At 61.3% G+C, this 16,500-nt stretch carries 8 protein-coding genes; 4 read left to right on the top strand and 4 right to left on the bottom strand.

Features of this window, described 5'->3' with window-relative positions; translation table 11 throughout:
- Positions 1-168 precede the first annotated feature (168 nt).
- The 4 genes from ACN5AZ_RS10625 to ACN5AZ_RS10610 form a co-directional block, all read right to left on the bottom strand.
- A complete protein-coding gene (locus ACN5AZ_RS10625) occupies positions 169-5,949 on the bottom strand; it encodes a hypothetical protein (RefSeq protein WP_419428852.1) in 5,781 nt (1,926 codons plus the stop codon).
- Positions 5,950-6,048: 99 nt separating this feature from the next.
- Positions 6,049-8,622: a beta strand repeat-containing protein gene (locus tag ACN5AZ_RS10620; protein WP_419428851.1), complete on the bottom strand. Its 2,574-nt coding sequence runs from the start codon at positions 8,620-8,622 to the stop codon at positions 6,049-6,051.
- Between the two features lie 115 nt (positions 8,623-8,737).
- Entirely contained in the window at positions 8,738-9,250 is a 513-nt protein-coding gene (locus tag ACN5AZ_RS10615; RefSeq protein ID WP_419428850.1) for a hypothetical protein, read from the bottom strand.
- 292 nt (positions 9,251-9,542) lie between these two features.
- Positions 9,543-10,163 carry a response regulator gene (locus ACN5AZ_RS10610; protein WP_419428849.1) on the bottom strand — a complete coding sequence of 207 codons (621 nt, stop codon included), beginning with the start codon at positions 10,161-10,163 and terminating at the stop codon, positions 9,543-9,545.
- A 307-nt stretch (positions 10,164-10,470) separates the two neighbouring features.
- On the opposite strand from ACN5AZ_RS10610, the gene ACN5AZ_RS10605 reads away from it, so the two are divergent.
- The 4 genes from ACN5AZ_RS10605 to ACN5AZ_RS10590 all read left to right on the top strand — a co-directional run bounded on the left by ACN5AZ_RS10605 (position 10,471) and on the right by ACN5AZ_RS10590 (position 16,498).
- Positions 10,471-13,077 (top strand): response regulator, encoded by a 2,607-nt coding sequence (locus tag ACN5AZ_RS10605; protein WP_419428848.1) that lies wholly within the window; start codon positions 10,471-10,473, stop codon positions 13,075-13,077.
- Positions 13,078-13,168: 91 nt separating this feature from the next.
- Entirely contained in the window at positions 13,169-14,542 is a 1,374-nt protein-coding gene (locus ACN5AZ_RS10600) for an NAD-dependent succinate-semialdehyde dehydrogenase (RefSeq protein WP_419428847.1), read from the top strand.
- Positions 14,543-14,611: 69 nt separating this feature from the next.
- Positions 14,612-15,214 carry an SDR family oxidoreductase gene (locus ACN5AZ_RS10595; protein ID WP_419428846.1) on the top strand — a complete coding sequence of 201 codons (603 nt, stop codon included), beginning with the start codon at positions 14,612-14,614 and terminating at the stop codon, positions 15,212-15,214.
- A gap of 231 nt (positions 15,215-15,445) precedes the next feature.
- On the top strand, positions 15,446-16,498 hold the full coding sequence (locus ACN5AZ_RS10590) for an efflux RND transporter periplasmic adaptor subunit (RefSeq protein ID WP_419428845.1): 1,053 nt from the start codon (positions 15,446-15,448) through the stop codon (positions 16,496-16,498).
- Positions 16,499-16,500 lie beyond the last annotated feature (2 nt).

Here is a 16,500-nt window from a genome sequence, read left to right as displayed (position 1 = left end):
AAAGCCTGGAAAGCAGGCGGGCGGGGCATACAGGGAAGCAAACACACCATCGTATAGCGCCATCCCCCACAGAGACCGGACAGGATACCGGCGGGCGGGACATAAAGCGGGCCACGTCACGGATGCGCTTCGCGACGTGGCCCTGTTCTTGGCAACGCTCAGGTTCAATCAGTTGCCAAGAAATCCATCCAAACGGTCCCACAGGCGTTCATCCAGCAACAGGTTGAACCGGAAGTAGGCCCCCTCCTGATACAGATCGCCCAGACCTTTGACGCGGGCGTCCACCGCATTGTAGCCGACCGCCAGCAAAGTTCCCTTGGCCAGCGACACGCCCAGCTCTGCGCCAAGACCCGTGGTGCTGCCACCGTGGCTGTCCCACAGGTGGGCCGCGTTCACGCCCAGTTGCATCCGGTCGTCGAGCAGATCGAAATAGGCGCCCGCCTGCACAAGCTGTGTGGTGGACTCTGCCTCGAAACCATCGCCTGACAGCCGCTGATGCTGACCTGCGTATTTGCCGTTCAGACGGATGTCGTCATCCGCCTCATAGCTGGCATCGACAGACCACATATGGGTCTCCGAACGGTTGTGCTTTTGCTCGAGGCGATGTTCGTACCATGCCAGAACATCCAGACGCGGGTCCTCCACCGGGCGGTAGGACGCCCCGATACGGGTACGGGTGCGCAGGTGATCCTTGCCGTCGCGCTGATCCATGGCGATGCGGCTGCGGCCAAGGATCGTCCAATCCTCGTTGACCTGACCGGCCATGCCCAGCGAGGCATAGTAGGTGTTTCCGCTCTCCTCGAAGGTCGCGTCAAAGTCCGCATCCCCCACCACGGTGTCATCGCTGTTGCGCCATTTGACACCAAAGGCTGCACTGGTCAGACGGTCTTTGCCTGTGTCCATGCCCCGCGAATGTTCAAGATCGACGCGCAACGTGGTCAGCGTGTTGATGTCCCAGACAATCGACAGCCCCTGATGCCATGTCTCTTCGCTGTCGCCTGCGGCCTCGCTGAACTCGGTGGTCCCGGACAGCCATTCGGTGAGCTGGTATTCCATGCCGAAACGCGCCCGCGTCATGATCACGTCTTCCCCAAAGGTCAGCTCGATCTCGTTGTGCACGCGCCAACCCGGCTTTGCCTCGCGCGACATGGCCAGCGTCAGCTCTGCGTCGTCGCGCCTCTCACCGGCGATGGGCAGGCGCAACTCGCTGCGCACGGCCACGCCGGGGCGGGACTTGGGCGTCCAATGCCCGCCCAGCAGAAGGGCCGCCTGATCTTCGGCGCCACCGTCCCGCGCGTGACGGGACAGCTCTACCCCGATCTTGCCGCGGAAGCTGTCGCTGAAACGACGGGCATAGCTGGCCTGGACGGTGCTGCGGGTGCTGTCGGACACGCGATCGCGCAGATATTCCGCCGACAGTTCAAGGTCGCTCTTGCGGTCAAGCTCCAGCCCATAGCTCAGCCGCAACTGGCTGGTGCCGGGACGGGCAAGCCCGCCTGCGCGGAAGTCACGGCCTGTGTGCAGCGCCTCGAAGGACAGCCGTTCGCGGGTGGTGCGGATGTCATAGGCCAGACGGAAGGCCGTGTCGCTGACCTGCTGGCTGTCCTCTGAGCGGGCAGCCTCGGCCTCCCAGACGCCGCCAGCCGCTGTGGTGTGGCGCACATAGGCCGACTGCAGACGCTCGCGGGCGGGGTTGCCCACGGCGGCATCCGCATGCACGGCGCGCACCCCGATCTGCGTGCTGTCGCTGAGGACGTAATTGACCTCGCCACCATACAGCCAGTAGCGGTCTGCATCCTCTGGCTCGACCTCATAGGTCACGCGCACGGACACCGGATTGCCGTCGGCATCGAACTGGCGCACCGGCGTGTCAAAGGTGATCGTATCGCGGAAGTAATCGAGGATGTAGTCGGTGCCGCGGCGCAGCGTTGTCGTCGACAGGATATCCCCGCCGTCCTCGTCACGGACGATGATTTCGACACGTTCTGAGCCGTCAACATAGCCCCCGAGCGCCAGATCATAAGGGCCAGACACACCGCGCCCTGCGAATTCCACCACCTGCTGTTCCTGCGCCGTGCGGGCCGCAAAGACGGTGACAGAGACGCGGTCATCCTCCCAATGGGCCTTGGCGCCTGCGGCCACCCGACGCATGCCCCCCAGTTTGAAGGAGGACGCTTCGGGCTGGATCGCGATATCGCCATACAGCACGTAGGACCGGCCGCGCTCGACCTTCACGTACAGGTTGGTCGAGGATTGCGCATCCCAGCCACGTTCCGAATTGTCACCATAGACGGGGTAATATTCGTCGCCGCGAATGTCGCGAAACAGACGGTCTTCGGTATCGCGGTCCGAGCTGTAGCGCAGCGTCAGCAAGGCATCGCCACGGATCGCGCCTTTTAGATACAGCTCGCCGCGCAGACCGGTGGTGGTGTCCTCGAAATGGCTGAACTGATCCTTCGGCAGCAATGGGCCGGTGGCACCCCCGCCAAGGGCCACAGCCCCTTCGACCACACCAATCATGATCCGTTCTTCAAGGTTGGGGGTGAAGGCGATGCGCGCCTCGGCGCTGGCAAAGCCGCTGGTGATGGTCACCAGATCGGCACCGGACACCTGCGGCGGGATCAGGTTGAACGTGGCCTCGCCATTGTCGATAAAGGCCTGCACACCCGGCGTGCCGGGGCGGATGTCATCCACGTCCCACAGGGCGCGCCCCGCATCCAGTGTGACCGTGGCAGAGGCCGGAACCGGCAGGCCACGGGCGTCCAGCAGGCGCACCACAACAGGCACCATGCTGACCGGATCGGCAGAGGCCTCGGCAGGCATGGTGATGTCGATCCGCGCGGGATCGCCGGGCGCTGTGACGGTGATGTCATGGCGCATACGCTCGATGCCAAAACCGTCACGCCCGATCAGGGACAATGTATTGGCACCGGGGCGCAGCTTGACCGCCACAAATTCCGATGCCTGCACATTGCGGGCGGGCCAGCTTGTCTGCTCGCCCACACGGTCCGCGCCCAGCGCCTGACCGTTCACCAACAGGCCAAGGGTCAGATCCGCCTTGCCTTTGACACGGATGGTCTGGCTGCGCCGCGCCAAGACCTGACCGTCTTCGATATCAAGGAAGCCCGGCTCTGAATCCAGCGAGCGGATCAGGCTTTCCAAAGGACGGCGGGTTTGTCGGGCCTTGGCGGCCAGGGGCGCGCGACGGGGGGTGTCTGCGCCTTGTGCCTCGGCCTCAGCGGCCAGCATGGCGGGCGTCAGCTGTGTGGTGGTGGCCACCCCCGCCTCGGAGCTGACAGAGCGTTGCGGGTTACGCGCGCCTTCGATCGGCAGATCGGCGGCGGTCATGGTTTGCGGCGTGCTGGCTGCGTCGAAATAGGCCCGACGCGCGGCGACTTCGGCAATCGCCTCCGGCGTGCAGGCCGTCACGGCAAAGTTTTCGGTGCGCAGCTCGCCGCGACGCAAAGGCACGATGCGCGAGCCACCCTGACGCAGGTCATTGGTGCGGGTCGCCATGACCCCGGTCCCCGTGGGCAAAGTGGCGCTTTGCACTTGGAAGGCATGGGTCACGGGACGCAAACCGGGCAGCGAGTATTTGCCCGCGCGGTCTGTCACCACGAACAGCCCTTCCTGCGTTACGATACGCACGCCAGCAATGCCCTGTTCATCGGGATGATCGGGGCCGAGATCCTGAACACCATTTGCGTTGCAGTCCATGAACACGGTGCCCAGCACAGTGCCCTGACGGGAAAACACCCCGCCAGAATTGTCCAGCCGCACAACAGCACGCGCGGGGGCAGAGCTGCGCAGAACGCCGGTGCCCGCCTGCCGGCCCGAGGCCAGTGCGGTGTTTTCCAGATCCCCTTCGCGGGTGGCCGCACCGACGGTCATCACGTATTCGAGCGTGGCCGTGCCCAGCGGCACCAGATCCCCGATGTCGAACCGCAGATCCCCTTGGGCGTCGCGCACAGGATCGGCCAGAACCTCGCCATCCAATGTCACCGACCCCTCGACCAGAGTGACACCATAGGGCGGGCGGTCCAGTATTTCGGCGCCGATCAACGCCTGTCGCATATTGTTGGTCACGTTCAGCGTGTAGGTGACAAACCCGCCTTGGGTGACACGGTCACGGTCGGCCTCTTTGATCAGGGCCACGGGCGCGGGGTAGAACGGATCAAGCGGCACGTCGGATTCGAACACCCGCCCGCCGCCGTGATCAAAGGCTGCGCCGAATGCGGCCTGCGTCAATGTCCGCCCGAACCCGTCAAAGGCGCGGCGCACGGTCGGAAAGCTCCAGCTGGCGGCCTGCGGCAGGGCATAGGTGTAGCGGCCCGCCGGCTGGTCCCCGAAGGCAAAGTAGCCGCGTTCGTCGGTACGCGCGCGGGCAATTTCGCGCCCCGAGGCCGCATCGATTAACGCCACCGGCGCATCGGCCACTGCTTCGTTGGTGATCGCATCAAAGGCAAAGTTGCCCGGTTCGACCAGCAGGCTGGCGGTCAGGGTGCGGTTGCCACAGCGGGCCTGCGCCGTCAGTCGGTCCCCCCGTGCCGAAGCCATGACTCCGTCCTGTGCCACGGCAGAGGCCATATCAGCCACGGGCAAGGCTGCCGTGCGGAAGATACCGCTGTTGCCAGCCGTCTCATAGGCCAGCACGGTTTCCACGTCGCCGGTCAGATGGCTGACCACGGTCACGGACATGCTGTCTATGCCATCGGACAGGTTGCAGGCACCGGCAAAAAGCTCGGTCGCGACGTCATTGCCCAGATCAACCGCTGCTATGGCAGCCGCTGTCACCGGATCGACAAAGCTCATGCTGCCGGTGCTGTCGCTGTTGCCGTCAAAGCTGACCATGTTCGACATCACCGCCGACACCCCACCCGAGGCGGGCACATAGCTGCGCGCGATGTTGTCGATTTGCACAGGCCCCAGATCACCGCTGACCTGCACCGTGAACGCCGTGGATGCAGAAAAGCCTTCGGCGAAATCGCCTGCGGTAAAAAAGGCCACCGCATCCACCTGCGCCAGATCCGTCGGCGCGGTTGTGGTGTAATCCTGTGCGGCATCGCCTTGGATATGGTAAAGCGGCGTGGTGCCACCGGCCTCCACGATCTCGACCAGACCGGCGTTGAGCGGAATGTCGTCGCGCATCAAAACGCCCTGCGCCACAGCGCCATCGATGCGCAGGGTTGCACCGTCGATCTCGTCATAGGCGGAAACATCCGCGTCGGAGTTGTTGCGCAAACGCAGATCGTAGCGGATCACCGTGTCGCTGTCCTGCGGGATGATCGCTTGGCGTTTTTCGATCTCCAGCGTGGCGCTGACAATCTCGGCGCTTGCGGTGCCCATCGCCATCAGCGGCGTGGCATCGCCCGCCATGTTGGACGTCAGACGCGGTGTGGCGCGGGTCATCAACCGCATCTGTGCGATCTGACCGGATGTGGCCTGCGGCGCCGCCTCGAAGGCAAAGATCACTGCCGCCCGCGCGCCCGGTGCGATCAGCATCTCTGCACCCGCCAGCAGTTCAGGCTCGCCCGCATCGATTGCGCCATTCGCGTTCACGTCATGAAACAGGCGACCGTTGCGCAGGGCCGCTGCATCGCCCGCCATTTCCGGCGACAGCGCAACATCGAGATCGACGTTTCCTGTGTTTTCCACGGCAAAGTAAAACTGGTCCCTGCCACCGCGCGACACGACCACCGCGTCACGCCCCGTGACCTCCAGTGCGGGAACGGCGCTGACGCGCGCTTCGACCACGTTGGATTGGATGTGCACGAACATGCCGCGACCGGTATCGAAATAAGTGGCCTCTGCGACGTTTCGGATCGTGCTGCCTGCCAGCGACGTCTGAGCAAACGCGGAGGTGGCCATCACGTTGAGGCCAATGGTGGTAGCGGCAAGACCAAGGAACTGAGCCACGCCCTTACCGGCAAAGCGAATAAAACTGCGCATCAGTTTCGCCTTTCGGACTGCAGGGGAAAAAACGGACCCATCGGGCCCATCGAGGGGGGATGACCCCCGCCCAATAGGGCGGAGGTCAGGGCGGTGGATTTAGTTATCCACCTGTACGGTGAACTCGAGGCTTGCGATGCCACCGGGCAGAACCGTTCCATGGTCGCTGGAGACGGCGCTGGTGGTGACCGTCGCAGTGCTGCCAGCCGGGAACAGCGCTTCGCCACAAGATCCACCGCAGTTCGTGATCGCGGTGTAGGCCGGAGCCGCATCCGAGATGGTCACATCATCGGCTGCAAAGCTGCCCGTGTTCTCGGCTTCGATGCGGTAGCGGATGCACTGGCCGGGTTCGACCGGCTGGCGCGCCTTGGAGAAGGTGCCCACAGTGCCGTCGCAGTTGGCGTCGATGTACTGGAACTTGGTCAGGGTCACGTCACCGGCGATGATCACAATGCGATCTTCGTTGGCGTTGTTGGCCGTGTCCGCGTCCGTGGCCGTCGCACCGTTCAGCGAGGTGGCCACCGCAATGGTGCCTGTCTCGGACACGCCAGCCGTGGCTGTCGACGGGGTCTGCACGCGGTAGATCACGCTGATGGTATCACCCACTGCCAGACCGTTGGTGCCCGCCGCAATGCCATCGGTCAGATCATCGAAGTTGTCGATCACCGGATCGGTCGCATCGATCACGCCGTTGGCGTTCTGGTCCCAGAAAATCGCACCAGAGAAGTTGGTCAGCCCGGTCTGGGTGATCGCACCTTCGGTGATGTCCACGTTACCTGCGTTGGTGATCGTGTGCAGCATGTCCACGACGCCGCCGGGCGAAGCCTGAACATTCTGATCTTCAAGGATCTGCACGTCATAGATTTCGTTCACCGAGATCTGGTTGACGATACGGTCCGACTGACCCGACACAGAGCTGGCCACCTGGATGTCCACCGGCACATCAGCGGGCGGCGCATCTGCCGAAGGGGTCACAGTGACGGTGATGGTATCCTGACCGCCTGCGGGGATGGTGCCGGTGTTGGTCACGATGGTGCCATCGGCATCACGGAACTCCACCGTCCAGCCGGTGGGCAGCGCCTGCGCAAGTGACAGGTTATAGGCATCCGACACGGGGCCGTTGTTCTGCACAACCATGTCGAAGGTCACCGGTGCGGCCGGATCCGTCGCGGTTGTGATCCAGGGTGCGCCTGCGTTGGTCGGCGCTGCGCCGTCCCCTTCGGAGCCCGCAACCGCGTTTTCGAGATCAACCGCTGCGGCAAGAACCGCGCCGGTGAATTCGGCGGTCGAGGTATCGGTAACACCGGAGGCATCCGAGGTCACGGTCATGGTCGCCGTGTAGTTGGTCGCACCAGCAGCCGTGGGCGTGGCGTCTGTCGGCAGGGTCGCGATCAGGGTGACCTTGGCGCTGTCGCCGATCGCCAAGGGACCGACAGATCCGATCACCGGCGTGATACCATCCGCGCCAACGATCTGGAACGTGGTGCCTGCGGGGAAGTCCACATTGGCAACATCCACAGACAGGCTGTCGGCCTCGTTGGAGTTGTTGGTCAGCACGAACTCATGGCGAATGGTGCCGCCCTGTGACACGTCGCCGGTCTCGGTGACCACATCGTTTTGCAAGGTGTCATCGTCCGTGGCCGATGTCGTGGTGCCATCCGGTGCCCCTGCCCCGTCGATGGCCGTGTCCGCAATCGCCACGGAATACTGCGTATCGACAGTGACAGATGCCGTGTTCGACGGTGGGAAGGCGATGCCATCCACGGTTTGCGTGGCGACGTTCGTCAGAACACCTGCCTGCGCGTCAGAGGCAATGGTCGCCTCGAAGGTGATGCTACCGGACCGGCCCGACCCGACGGACGAGATGCTAAAGTTCACCGTCTGGGTATCGTCGTAGTCCCAGGCAATGGTCTCGCCGTTGCCGTTGGTCGCATCCACCACGGTGGACCCGTTGTCGTCATCAAGGAAGCCTGCCGCATCCGACCATTGCGCGGTGCCCGGGGTGTAGGCAAACCCTGCATCCAGAACGTCTGTCACAACGTAGTTGTCCGCTGCAACAAGGCCCGTGGACGAGTAGGTCAGGGTAATGGTGACCGTGTCACCCGCGTCGACGATGCCGTTTGCACCTGCATCAACGACCATGGATTTGACCAGCTCGATGATCGCATCGTTGGACACTGTCAGCGTGTCGGTGTTGGTGGCCAGAACCGTGCCGTCCAACTGCGAGGTCGATGTGACCGTGATGGTGTCGGTGGCACCCGCCGCATTGGTCGAGGGCACAGTGGCCTCGATCACGACGCCGAACTGCTCACCCGGTGCCAGAACCGGCGTTTCGGTCAAAGGCGTGGCACTGTCGGCGACACCATCCATGTTGGCATCGGGGTAGAAGACCAACTGCGAGGTATCGAGCGCGCCGGTATCGGTCTCGACCGCCGACAGGTTGAAGGCATCAGGGCCGTTACCGTCGTTGGTGATGATATGCGGCAGGAACGCCTTGCCACCCGGGGCCACGCTTTCCGTGTTGTCAGAGGTCAGGGTAACACCTGCCACCTGCTGAACGACGGTTTCGACGGTGTTCGACGTCACCGTGATGGTGTCGCCTGCGGCGTTTGTATAGGTCGCGACGGCTTGGTTGCCGATCACGGAGCCCGCCTCTGGGGCGGCGTTTGCCACGGCCGCAAGCGCGACACAAATAGCTGCGGCACTGGACGTGCGCAGGATTGCTGAATGGTAAGTCACTTGTTAATTCCCGGTTTGAGTGATGGTTGGGAGGGGCGCCTGCCCCGGCTCAGTTCACGCGGACGCGGTAGGAATTCAGAGCCGTCTCACCGCCTGCAAGCGGTTCTGTCAGGCTCCACCGGACTGCGGTAATGGCGTCAGCGGGCAAGGGTTGCTCGACCAGAGTGCCGGTTTCGTCAGCGACCATGCGCACAGCAGGCAGCGTCGACCATTCAAGGCCTTCCGCCTCGGGGTCGAGATCGGCCTGCACTTCGAACACCGCAGGCACAGAGCTGTGCTGCCCGTCAAAGGTGATGGTCACGCCGTCGGGGACCGGCGCCGCGATGACCAGTCCGGCCATGGCGTCATCGGTCTTGTTCTCGTGACGCAGGTCGTAATGGATAACCTCGCCCGGTTTGACCGCGCTGCGTTCCACGAGAATTTCCTGCCCTGCATCATCGGCATCGACGATACGGAACGAAAAGTTGCTTTGAAGTGCGTCAGCAGATGCCGCGCTTGCGGTTATGCTGACCGCAAGGCCCGCGACCACGGCCTTGCTCAATTGCGTGATGGAAAAAGACATCAGTGCCTCCCTCTGTGGCCGGGGCTGGACCGGCGGTGAACCGGCAGAGGGACATCCCTGCCGTCCTACCGAAATGCCAAGAAACCGGACCAGAACGGGTGGGACGAAGGGCTGAAGACTGCTTCGCACAGGCAGTCGACTAACCTTGTGTATATTCGTGAAACCAAAAAGAGATCGCTAAGGGGGCAATTATGACTGAGGTTGCAGTGGCGCGGCACAAAGCCCCCCGCCTGCGCGAGTCGTCAATAACGCGTATAAGGGAGGGACCCGCCGTGACGCCCGACGGATGGGATCAGACGAAGCCCGCGTCGCGTGCCATCATGGCCGCATCCGTGCGGTTCTTTGCGTCGATCTTTCGGCACAGTGTCTTGACGTGCAGTTTGATGGTCACTTCCTGCAGATCAAGTTCAAGCGCAATTTCCTTGTTGGATTTCGCCGCCATCAGGCCGCGCAGCACCTGTTTCTCGCGGTCTGACAGGTCGCGTTCAAAATCTGTCTCATCCGGCGCATCCTTGCCCGACATGAAATCGACGGGCGCGTAAACTTCGCCCATGGCCATGAACCGCACAGCGTTCACCAAAGTCTTGGCCGGCATGGACTTGGGCAGGAAACCGGCCGCCCCCATGTCCAGGGCCTGCTGCGCAATCAGGCGGGTGCCGGTGCCCGACACGATACCGACAGGATTGCCGCCGCTGATCTCCAGCGCGGCTTTCAGCCCTTCCAGACCTTTCATTCCCGGCATGGTGTAGTCCAGAAGAACAAGGTCGAACGGCCCCTTCTGGCGCATGACGTCCAACGCCTCGTCGAGCGTACCGGCGGGTACGGTTTGCGCTGTCCCGCTGGTTTCAAGGAACATCGTAAACGTGTCGCGCACCATGTCATGGTCATCCGCGATCAGTACCCGTAAAGCCATCCTTGCCTGCACCCTTGTGAATTGTCTGGGTTTGACACCCTTCGCTGCGCCCAAATCTGAATGATTTTGACGCGTTAGGAAAGTCTACACCAACCAATAATTTCCCCGCAATACACCTTCGTATAGGCGGATAGGCTTTATTGTCAGCGCCTTCTTCCATCGCTTTCGATACTGTCGATCGGATAAATACATGTGATCTCGCGAGTAAACCTGTCATGATTCCGTCTTTTGCCCCCGGCGTTCCGATCCACTTGCGGGACCTACGACCGACGTTCTTGGTGAGCGCCGCTTGCTGGGGTGTCCGATCATGAAAGATTGCCCGTTCCGGCGCAGGTTGCCGAACCTCGCGACCACTTACATGTCGAACAAAAGCCAATTCGCGCTTAGCCTGTTTGCATTGACGGCCTTTGTCGTGGTCATCGCCATGTCGATCTTTGTCCGGCAAAACATCACAATCCTTGAGGCCGGAACTCAAGACCAAAGCCAATGGCGCGCCTCGCAGCTTGATAGCGAGTTTCTAAAATTCTCAAGCGCTTTAGTCGAGAATGTCTACAGCGAAACGCCGGACTTGGATGCTGTACGTGAACGTTTTGACATATTCTACAGCCGCATTCCCCTGATCGACAGAGCCACGCTGGATGCAGAACGCATCGCCCTGTTGGATGGGTTACTTGCGCAGATGGACGCGTTGATCCCGGTAGTCGACGGACCCGATGCAAAGCTTGCAGCAGAACTGCCGTCCATTCTGGAAGCGATCAAAACACAGGAGATTGGTGTTCGGACGGTTGTGCTTAGATCCATCCAGCACATCTCGGAGGTAAATGGCGACGGCCGTGCGAAATTGTCGGCCTTGATGGAAACCATGCTGGCCGCCATTGGCTTGATGACGCTGTTTCTGATCGCCACCATTATCTTTTTGATCCGCCGCACGGCATCGCTGCACAACGCGTCCGTCTTTGCCAATGAAAAGCAACGGCAGTTGACGGCCATTCTGCACGGCTCGATTGATGCAATTGTGGCGTCTGACCGCCATGGCCGGATCATCGAATTCAACAAGGCCGCAGAAAATATGTTTGGCCATAAAGCCGAGTCTGTTCTGGGGCGGCCGGGGACAGAAATCCTTGCCACACAATCCGCGCGGGCCATCCTGAACGCCAGCCGGGACGCATATCTGCGCAGCGGCTACCGGACATTTGAAGACGGCGAAACCCGCGAACTCGATTTGCTTTATGCGGATGGAACGATTTTCCCCGCCCAATTCAGCGTGTCTGTATCCCAAACCCGCGATGGCCCGATCTTTATCAATTACATTCGGGATCTGACGCTGGAAAAACGCCACGAGGCCGAAATCATGCAGGCGCGGGATACGGCACTGTCCTCTGCCAAGGAACGCTCGCGGTTTTTTGCCATGATGAGCCACGAGATGCGCACACCGCTCAATGGCGTGTTGTCTTCGCTCTATCTGCTCGAAGAGGGTCCTCTCACCGACGCGCAGCGCGCCAATGTCAAAACAGCGCTGTTTTCCGGCGATATTCTGATGGCCCATATCAATGACGTTCTGGCCATCGAACGCAGCGAGAGCGAACAGGAATTCAGTAAATCCAGCTGCGATGTCTCCTCGCTCACCGAAAACATGATCGGCATGATGGATACGATGGCGCAGAATTGCGACGTCCAGCTCGACCAGCAGCAAAAGGGCTTGGAAGGCAAAACATTCAGCCTTGCCCAGCGCGCAGTTCAACAAGTGCTGATCAATCTGCTTAGCAATGCCATCAAATTCTCGCCTCAAGGTGCAGTCTCCCTGTTCACCCAATACATTCCGGACGCACGGTCAACGCAAAGCCGTGGCACATTGCGGTTCGAGGTCAGCGATACCGGAATCGGGATTTCCGAAGAGGATCAGGCGCGCATCTTTGATGATTTCGTGTCTTTGGACCGCAGTTACGAACGCCTGACCGGCGGAACGGGTCTGGGACTGGGAATTGTGAAGCGTTTTGTCACCCAGATGAACGGCCAGATCTATTGCGAATCCACATTGGGCGAAGGCACGTCCTTTATTGTGGACATTCCTGTCACCGAAGTCAGCGACGCCGCGATTGCCGACTTGGATGCGCATGCACAACCGGTTGATACGACCGCGCAAAAACGTATCCTGATCGTCGACGACAACAGCGTGAACCGGAACCTGTTGGAAAAAATGCTGGAGGGACAACATCGCGTTGTCACGGCAAGCGGCGGGCAGGAGGCCGTGGATATTGCGGGAACCAAGGCCTTTGACCTCATTTTCATGGACATTTCCATGCCCGAGGTCAGCGGAACACAGGCCTGCCGCATGATCCGCGCCTCCGGCGGGCCAAACAGCGATACCCCCATTATCGCCTTTACCGCCCATGCCTTGCCGAAAGACCGACAGGCTTTCACGGATGCAGGTATGTCCGGCTTTTTGCTGAAGCCCGTAAACCGCAAAGCCCTGCAGGAATGCGTCCACAAAGCCTATGATCCCATTTCCACGCCCGAACCCGCGCCGGTTCCGCAAAACGACAGTGTCACAAGCGACCTTGATCGGGAGCATGTCAGCGATTTGGTCGATCTGCTCAGCATCGCGCAACTTCAGGACCAGTTCGAGGAATTCCGCCGCGAATTCCGCAAGCTGATGCGCAAATTGGACAGCGCTCTGGTGGGCGGCGATATCAAAAGCGTACAAGCCACCAGCCATTCCCTGGCCGGAATGTGCGGGATGATGGCAGCGGCACGCTTGCGGATGATCTTCAAAGACGTCGAAGCCATGGCAGAGGCGGGCTCAATCGCGCAGGCGCACAGCCTGATGGATCAGGTGCCCGCTATTCTGGAGGCGACTGAACAAGCGTGGAAAACCATTTTGCTGAAAGGGGCCGCCGTCCACGCCGACGCGTAAGATCGCGCCTCCGGATCACAAAGCTGTCACTGCCGCCGGTGGAACCCTGACGGGGGCATTTGGTTCTCCCCCTGAATGAAAGGGGGGCTTTATGTCCACGATCACCACGAGAAATCCCGCCACCGGCGAAACACTGAAAACCTATGACCTGATGAGCGAAAGCGAGGCGATGAAGCGCGTCGACGCGGCTCATACCGCGTTTGAGGACTGGCGCGCGCTGTCCCATGCCGACCGCGCACCTTACCTGAAGAAAATCGCGCAGAAGCTGCGCGACAACGCCGACGAGCTGGCAAATCTGATGACCCGCGAGACCGGCAAACTGTACAAGGACGGCCTGACCGAGGTTGAGATTTGCGCGGCCATCTTTGACTACACAGCCGAAAACGGCCCCGACACGCTGGCCGATGAGGAACGCACCCACGGCGACGGCCAACGCGGCATTGTGACTTATCAACCCATCGGTGTGATCTATTCGATCCAACCGTGGAACTTCCCGCTTTATCAGCCGGTCCGCGTGCTGGCCGCCAATCTGATGACGGGCAACGCTTGTGTGCTCAAACATGCGAGCATTTGCACCGGCAGCGGTCTGCGTCTGCGCGAGCTGTGCATCGAGGCAGGCCTGCCCGAAGAGCTGTTTCAGGTGCTGATCATCGACCATGACGTGTCGGACAAGCTGATCGAACACCCCAAAGTGCGCGGCGTGACCATGACCGGCAGCGATGGCGCAGGCCGGCACATCGGCAGCGTTGCCGCAAAAGCGCTAAAGAAAACCGTGCTCGAGCTGGGCTCCAACGACGCCTATCTGGTGCTAGAGAATGCCGACATCGAAACCGCCGTGAAGTATTCCGTCATGGGGCGGCTCTACAACAATGGCGAGACCTGCGTTTCTGCCAAGCGGTTCGTTGTGACCGACGCGGTCTATGACGCCTTTGTCGATGCTTTTGTGAAGCAGATGCAGGCGATCCAGATGGGCGATCCGATGGACGAGAACACGCAGCTGGGGCCGCTGTCCAGCGAGGATCAGTTCGACACGGTCAGGCAGCAGGTGGAGGAAAGCGTTAAAAACGGCGCGAAGGTCCTGTGCGGCGGCACCGTGCCTGATCGCACCGGCGCGTTCTACCCCGCCACTGTTCTGGGCGATGTGAAACCGGGCATGCCGGCCTACGACGACGAAATCTTTGGCCCCGTCGCTTCGGTTATTCGTGCGAAAGACGACGAAGACGCCATGCGCATCGCCAATGACAGCCGTTACGGGCTGGGCGGTGGTATCTTTTGCAAGGACGAAGAACACGCCTTGGAATTGGCGCGCAAACACTTCGACACCGGCATGGTGCGGATCAACTCGTTTGGTGCGGCGGACCCCAATATGCCCTTCGGCGGCGTGAAGGATTCCGGCTACGGACGTGAGCATGGTGGCTTTGGCATGAAGGAATTCGCCAATGCCAAGGCCGTCTTTTTGCCCTGATCTCACCGAACCACGCAGGCGGTCGAACAGCGTATCGCCTGCGGATCCCACTATGAACAGGAGGTCACGATGACCAAGACAATTCTCGTAGCAGGTGCGACCGGATCTACTGGCGCACAGGTGGTGCAGTCGCTTGAAGCGGGCGGTCACAAAACAATCTCGCTCGTGCGCGAGTCGTCGGATACCAGCGTTTTGCCGGAGACGACAGAACTGCGATATGGCGATCTCGCAGAGCTGCCCGACGACGTGTGCGACGGTGCCGATGTGGTGATTTTCGCCGCCGGTTCCGGGTCGAAAACCGGGCCGGAGATGACGGACAAGATCGACCGCGATGGCGCACAGCGACTGGTCGATCTGGCGAAATCTGCCGGTGTCGAACGGTTTGTGATGCTAAGCTCAGTTGGTGCCGACCAGTCCAACCCTTCCGGCGATCTGGCGCACTATCTGCAGGCGAAACATGACGCAGACGCGCATCTGCAATCGTCCGGTCTGACACATGCCATTCTGCGCCCCGTGGCTCTGACCGATGATGGCCGCAGCGACGGTGTGATCCTTGGCGATGCTGTCGATACATCCGGCAAAGCCTCTCGCGCTGACGTGGCCGCCTTGCTGGCAGAGGCTGCGGTTGCAGGTACTTTGGACGGGCAAGCCGTAAACATGCAATCCGCCTGAAACGGCTTTAAGGGGCGCCTGCGGGCGCCCTTTGACCTGTCATTTTCGACATATCCCTAGAAACCGATATTCATCGGGTCATAATAAATGACGCGTAGTGAGGCATTCGACGCTGTGCGTTTTTGCAAGAATGACACTTGCATATAAAAACTAAACCGAACTGTTTACTACGCTTCGAAACGCTCCTACATGGGGCCGCAACGCGTAACCCTGCGACAGGAGCCTCCTTCCGTGCGCAATTTGCCCCTACTCTCTGGCCTGCTGGCCGCATCCCTTTCCGTATTTTCTGCCGCCCACGCTCAGGAAGAGACCGCAGCGCGCGAAGTGCCAAAACCCGTCAAATTGATGGAAATCAGCACCCAGCCGGTGACCTTGCAGCGTCAGTTCTTTGGCCAGGTCGCCGCACGCCAGACGGTAGATCTGGCGTTTCAGGTGGGGGGCCAGCTGGAAACGTTGAATGCGGATGAGGGCACGACCAAGCAAGAAGGCGCATTGATCGCCCGCCTCGACATTGCCAATTACGAACGCGCGGTGGAACAGGCGCAGGCCAATTACGACAAGGCCAAGCGCGACGCCGAGCGCCTGCAAAGCCTGCGCGGGCAAGCCGCCTCTGCCGTGTCGGTGCGCGATGCGGAAACGCAGCTGCGTCTGGCGGAAATCGCGCTGGAGAATGCTCAGGACGATTTGGGACACGCCTCGCTGCGCGCCCCGTTTGATGCGCTGGTGGCCCGCCGTCTGGTGGCAAACTTCCAGACGGTGTCCGCCGGCACGCCGGTTGTCCGCTTGCACGACATCTCTGAGATGCGGGTTGATATCGAAGTGCCCGAGGTTCTGTTCCGGCAGGCCGGTGCCGGAGAAACCGTCAAGTTCGAGGCCGTCCTGCCGGGCGAGCCCACGCGCTATCCGCTCTCCATGCGCGAGTTCGAGACGGAGACATCCAGCGTGGGCCAGACCTACACGATCACCCTCGCCTTTATCGACAATCCCGGTGCGTTTGTCTTTCCCGGCGCATCCGTGACCGTCTACGCCAGCGCCGAGGGCAAGGCCCCCGACGGGGTGATCCTGCCGGAAACCGCGCTGACCTATGACCCCGAGGGCAATCCCTTCGTCATGGTGTTCGAGAACGACACCGTCACCCAGACCCCGGTCGAGATCGAACTGCACGAGGACGGGCGGCTTTACATGACCGACGGCCCCTCCGACGGGGCGCAAATCGTCAGCACGGGTGCATCGCAATTGCGTGACGGCCAGTCCGTGCGCCCCTTCACCCGTATCGGGGAGTAATT

Source organism: Sagittula sp. SSi028 (assembly GCF_048553715.1).
Classification (GTDB): Bacteria; Pseudomonadota; Alphaproteobacteria; order Rhodobacterales; family Rhodobacteraceae; genus Sagittula.
The sequence above is the reverse complement of the archived record's forward strand: the minus strand, read 5'-3'. Positions and strand labels throughout refer to the sequence as shown.

Excerpts from the sequence above, each read along its gene's own strand:
- ACN5AZ_RS10605 (WP_419428848.1), top strand. The coding sequence starts at position 10,471 with ATGAAAGATTGCCCGTTCCGGCGCAGGTTGCCGAACCTCGCGACCACT.
- ACN5AZ_RS10600 (WP_419428847.1), top strand. The coding sequence starts at position 13,169 with ATGTCCACGATCACCACGAGAAATCCCGCCACCGGCGAAACACTGAAA.
- ACN5AZ_RS10615 (WP_419428850.1), bottom strand. The coding sequence starts at position 9,250 with ATGTCTTTTTCCATCACGCAATTGAGCAAGGCCGTGGTCGCGGGCCTT.
- ACN5AZ_RS10625 (WP_419428852.1), bottom strand. The coding sequence starts at position 5,949 with ATGCGCAGTTTTATTCGCTTTGCCGGTAAGGGCGTGGCTCAGTTCCTT.
- ACN5AZ_RS10610 (WP_419428849.1), bottom strand. The coding sequence starts at position 10,163 with ATGGCTTTACGGGTACTGATCGCGGATGACCATGACATGGTGCGCGAC.
- ACN5AZ_RS10595 (WP_419428846.1), top strand. The coding sequence starts at position 14,612 with ATGACCAAGACAATTCTCGTAGCAGGTGCGACCGGATCTACTGGCGCA.